Source organism: Dietzia sp. SYD-A1 (assembly GCF_015356725.1).
Taxonomy (GTDB): domain Bacteria; phylum Actinomycetota; class Actinomycetes; order Mycobacteriales; family Mycobacteriaceae; genus Dietzia.
This window is the reverse complement of record NZ_JADDKI010000339.1, coordinates 1-4,924: the sequence shown is the minus strand read 5'-3', so window position 1 is coordinate 4,924 and position 4,924 is coordinate 1. Positions and strand designations below refer to the sequence as shown.

Annotated in this window: 3 protein-coding genes; 1 reads left to right on the top strand and 2 read right to left on the bottom strand. The window is 70.1% G+C overall.

Annotation, left to right across the window (positions count from 1 at the left end; translation table 11 throughout):
• Positions 1–2: 2 nt before the first annotated feature.
• Positions 3–1,562 carry an MFS transporter gene (locus IY392_RS13260; protein ID WP_228549388.1) on the top strand — a complete coding sequence of 520 codons (1,560 nt, stop codon included), beginning with the start codon at positions 3–5 and terminating at the stop codon, positions 1,560–1,562.
• Between the two features lie 62 nt (positions 1,563–1,624).
• Here the strand turns inward: IY392_RS13260 and IY392_RS13255 are convergent, their stop codons facing one another.
• Positions 1,625–3,973 carry an FdhF/YdeP family oxidoreductase gene (locus tag IY392_RS13255; RefSeq protein ID WP_194861464.1) on the bottom strand — a complete coding sequence of 783 codons (2,349 nt, stop codon included), beginning with the start codon at positions 3,971–3,973 and terminating at the stop codon, positions 1,625–1,627.
• Positions 3,974–4,039: 66 nt separating this feature from the next.
• Positions 4,040–4,861, bottom strand: a complete 822-nt coding sequence (gene fdhD / locus IY392_RS13250) for a formate dehydrogenase accessory sulfurtransferase FdhD (RefSeq protein WP_194861463.1) — start codon at positions 4,859–4,861, stop codon at positions 4,040–4,042.
• Between the last annotated feature and the right edge of the window lie 63 nt (positions 4,862–4,924).

Sequence of the window (4,924 nt, the reverse complement as noted above, 5' to 3'; positions counted from 1 at the left end):
TGCTGGAACTGACCACCGGACGGCGCCGCTGGCTGCTGTTCGTCAACATCGTGGCGGTGTCGCTGGTCGTCGCGACGATGTCCGCTCTGTACACGTCGCTGCCGGACATCGCCGTGGCCACCGGCGCCACCCAGGCCCAGCTCACGTGGATCATCGACTCCTACACGCTGGCGCTCGCCGCGCTCGTGCTCACCGCCGGCGCGCTGGGGGACCGCTTCGGCCGCCGGGCCACCCTCATCGTGGGACTGGTCCTGTTCACCGCGGCCTCGGCCCTGCCCATCTGGCTGGACTCGCCGCTGTGGGTGATCGCCCTGCGGGCGGTGGCAGGGGTGGGCGCGGCGTTCGTCATGCCCTCCACCCTCTCGCTGCTCACCGCCAGCTTCCCGTCCGAACGCCGGGGCACCGCAGTGGGGATGTGGGCCGGGTTCGCGGGCATCGGCGGGATCGTCGGCCTGCTCAGCTCGGGCCTCATGCTGCAGATCTGGTCGTGGAAGTCGATCTTCGTGGTCTACTCCGTGGTCGGCCTTCTCGTGCTCCTGACGGCCTTCACCATCGGCGAATCCGTGGCCTCCCGGCACGGTCGGCCGGACGTGCTGGGGTCCGTGTTCTCGGCGTTGGCGGTCGGCGGAGTCGTCTTCGGGCTCATCGAGGGGGCGCACACGAGCTTCGGAGAACCCCTCGTCGTCGTCGCCCTGGTGGCGGCGGTCGTGAGCCTGATCGGCTTCGTCCTGGTCGAACTCCGCGCCACCGACCCCCTCCTCGACGTGCGGTACTTCCGGCGCCGCGGCTTCACCACCGGGTCGGTCGCCGTGGGCATGCAGTTCCTCACGATCTTCGGGTTCTTCCTGCTCATGGTGCAGTACCTCCAGCTGGTCAAGGGGTACGACGCGCTTTCCGCCTCCCTGGCGCTGGCCCCGATGGTGATCCCGGTGATGGTCTTCTCGCTCCTCTCGCCCCGCATCACGGCGCGGGTCGGACTCCGGGTGGTCACCGTGGTGGGACTGGCGGCGATCGCGACCGGGATGGTCCTGCTCTCCCGACTGGGAGTGGACTCGACCTACTGGGAGATCCTCTGGCCGCTGCTCGTGGCCAGTGTGGGACTGGGCGTGTCGACCGCACCCGCCACCTCCGCGATCGTGTCCGACATCTCGGTGGACGAGCAGGGCGTGGCCGCCGCCGTCAACGACGCGATGCGCGAGGTGGGCGCCGCCATCGGCATCGCGATCTCCGGCAGCATCCTGGCAGGCAGCTACGCCACCGGGATCGTCGACGTCCTGCCAGGCGTGCCCGAGTCCGGACGGCAGGCGGTGGAGAGCTCTTTCGCGGGAGCGGTCGAGTACGTCACCATCGCCGGGCCCGCGCTGCAGGGCATCGTCGACGCCGCCGCGGAGGTCTTCGCGACAGGGATCTCCGACGCGATGTTCGCCCTGGGAATGGTCGCGGCGGGTGCGGCGGTGCTGCTGCTGTTCGTGGCGCCCGGCCGGAGGTACGTTCCGCACGGCGAGTCGGAGTCCGGCGATGCGGTGGCCGCGGGCGCTCCTGCACGCACCCGGCTCAGCTAGCGCTCACTCCGCGGCTCGAACCGGGCTCCGCCCGTTGCGCCGGTTGCTCGCCGCTGCCCTCGCTAGCGCTCACTCCGCGGCTCGAACCGGACGGTCACCGCCTTGAAGCCGGGCGTGTTGGACTCCCGCGCGACGTTCTGACGGTGGACCAGGTTGTTGGCCTCGGGGAAGTAGGCCGCGCAGCAGCCGCGGGCCGTCGGGTAGGACACCAGCCGGAACTCGTCCGCCCGGCGCTCGCTGGTCACTCTGTCCGAGCCGGTGAACACACTCACCACGTCGACCAGCTGGCGGTCCGCGAGACCCAGGTCGCGCAGGTCGTCCGGGTTCACCAGGATCACCCGCCGGCCCTCGGAGATGCCCCGGTAGCGGTCGTCGAGACCGTAGAAGGTGGTGTTGTACTGATCGTGCGACCGCAGGGTCTGCAGGATCAGGTGCCCGGCCGGCGCCTCCAGCCACTCCAGCGGTGACACCGTGAACTGCGCGCGCCCCGACGGAGTCGCGAAGGACCGGGTGTCGCGCGGCGGATTGGGCAGCACGAAGCCGGACTTCTGTCGCACCCGGCGGTTGTAGTCCGAGAACCCGGGGATCACGCGCGAGATGTGGTCGCGGATGACGTCGTAATCCTCCGCCATCGCCCGCCACCCCACCGGGTGGTCGTGGCCCAGGATCGCCTCTGCCATGCCCGCGACGATCTGCGGTTCGCTGAGGAGTTGGTCCGACACCGGCTCCAGGCGCCCCTGGGACGAGCGGATCACCGACATCGAGTCCTCCACCGAGACGAACTGTGCGCCCCCCGGATGGCGGTCGTCACGGTCCGTCCGTCCGAGGGTCGGGAGGATGAGCGACGTCTGACCGTGGACCGCGTGTGAGCGGTTGGGCTTGGTCGACACGTGCACGGTCAACCCGGTGCGCTGCATCCCGGTCTCGAGCACATCGGTGTCCGAGCACGCCTTGGCGAAGTTGCCGCCCATGGAGACGAACACGTCCACGTCACCGCGCTCGAACGCCTCGAGTGTCTCCGTCGAGTCGTAGCCGTGCTCACGCGGCGAGGTGATGCCGAACTCATCGTCGAGCCCGTCCAGCAGCATCGCGCCCGGTTTCTCCCAGATCCCCATGGTCCGGTCGCCCTGCACGTTCGAGTGTCCGCGGACCGGGCAGGCGCCGGCGCCGGGCTTGCCGAAGTTGCCCTGCAGCAGCAGAACATTGACGATCTCGCGCAGGGTGTCCACCGAATGGGGCTGCTGCGTGAGTCCCAGTGCCCAGCAGATGATCGTGCCCCGCGAGTGCACGAGCAGCGTGGCCAGTCGCTCGATCTGGTCGCGTCGCATGCCCGTGGCCCGCTCGGTGGCCTCCCAGTCCAGCGCGGCACGCGCGGCGGCGTAGTCCCGGAACCCCTCGGTGCACGTGTCCACGAATTCGCGGTCCACCACGGTTCCCGGAGCCGCGTCCTCCGCGCGCAGCAGCAGATGGCCGAGGGCTTGGAACAAGGCGAGGTCGCCACCCACCTTGATCTGCAGGAAGTCGTCCGCGACGGTCTCGCCTCCGCCCTCGACGAGGCTCTTGGCGATCCCCGTCGGGGACTGGGGGTCGGCGAACCCGAGCAGGCCGGCCTCGGGCAACGGGTTCACGGCCACCACGTGGGCACCGCGTCGCCGGGCGTCGGTGAGGGCGGAGAGCATCCGCGGGTGGTTGGTGCCGGGATTCTGTCCGACGACGAGGATGACGTCCGCGTGATCGAAATCCTCCAGCGAGACGGTCCCCTTGCCGATGCCGATCGTGGGCGTCATCGCCGATCCGGACGACTCGTGACACATGTTGGAGCAGTCGGGCAGGTTGTTGGTGCCGATCGACCGCGCGAGCAGCTGGTACATGAACGCGGTCTCGTTGGCGGTGCGGCCCGAGGTGTAGAACACGCAGCGGTCCGGCGACGTGGAGTTCACGTGCTCGGCCATGAGTGCGAACGCGTCCCGCCAGGAGATGGGGGAGTAGTGGTCGTCACCCGGTCGCAGCACCACCGGCTCGGTGATCCGGCCCTGGTTTCCCAGCCAGTACTCGGTCTTGTCACGTAGCTCGCGGATCGGGTGGGCGGCCCACCACTCGGGGGTCACCGTCCGGGTGGTGGACTCCTCGGCCACGGCCTTGGCGCCGTTCTCGCAGAACTCGGCGGGTTTGCGCGGCCCGGTGATGGACTCGGGCCAGGCGCATCCGGGGCAGTCGGTGCCGCCGCGGTGGTTGAGGCGGGCCAACGCCTGCGCCGTCCGGGACACTCCGGCTTGCGAGATCCCCCGCTCGAGCGCCACCGAGACGGCCTTGAGACCCGCCGCGCTGGTCTCGGGTTCGCCCACCCGGATCCGGGTCTCGTCGATGTCGGCGACGGGCGCGGACCGACGGATGCGAGGAATCAGGCTCATAAGCCCATTGTGCGCCCGAACACACCTCGCCGCAGCCGCGGCCCCGGCGTGCGCGTGGCCGGTAGATCAGTCGCCGATGCGCTCCGGATGGGTGTAGACGGTGGCGCGGTCGCCACGACTGAACCCGACCAGCGTCACCCCGGTCTCGCCGGCGAGGTCCACGGCCAACGACGAGGGGGCGCTGACCGCGGAGATCACCGGTATGCCCGCCATCGAGGTCTTCTGCACCAATTCGAACGAGGCCCGCCCCGAGACCTGCAGGATCGTCTCTCGTAGCGGGAGCCGGCCCTCGCGCAGTGCCCAGCCCACCACCTTGTCGACCGCGTTGTGCCGTCCCACGTCCTCGCGCAGGCAGAGCAGGTCGCCCTCGGGGGAGAACAGTGCCGCCGCGTGGACCCCGCCGGTCCGGCCGAAGACGATCTGCTTCTCGCGGAGCCGGTCGGGCAGGGAGAGCAGGACCGCAGCCCCGACCAGGGGGGTGGCCGGTTCGGCGGGGAAATGGGTCGCCGTGCGCACCTCCGCGATCGAGTCGACGCCGCACACCCCGCAGGAGCTGGTCATGGCGGTCGCGCGGACGGACCGGGGCTCCGGGACATCGGGGGACAGGGTCACGGTGAGGGTGTTGTAGTCCTGCTCGGTGCGGCCGCTCACCGTGGTGCAGTAGCAGATCTCCGGGAGGTGGTCGCGGTGCCAGATCGCTCCCTCTGACACCAGGTAACCGGCGGCCAGGTCCATGTCGTCGCCCGGGGTGCGCATCGTGACGAGATAGGGTCGTCCGCCGAGACGGATCTCCAGCGGCTCCTCCACCGCGAGGGTCGCCACCTCTCCTCTGGCGTCACTCCCGGCGATGATCCTCTGCGCGGGGTGACGACTCGTCCGTCGTCCCATGGTGCGAGGCTAGGAGCATGGGTCAGTAATGGCTCGAAGCGCGCCGAGAGTACGGCGGAGTGC

Bases quoted from the DNA above. Each gene is read 5' to 3' on its own strand.
- IY392_RS13255 (WP_194861464.1), bottom strand. From the start codon at position 3,973: ATGAGCCTGATTCCTCGCATCCGTCGGTCCGCGCCCGTCGCCGACATC.
- fdhD (WP_194861463.1), bottom strand. From the start codon at position 4,861: ATGGGACGACGGACGAGTCGTCACCCCGCGCAGAGGATCATCGCCGGG.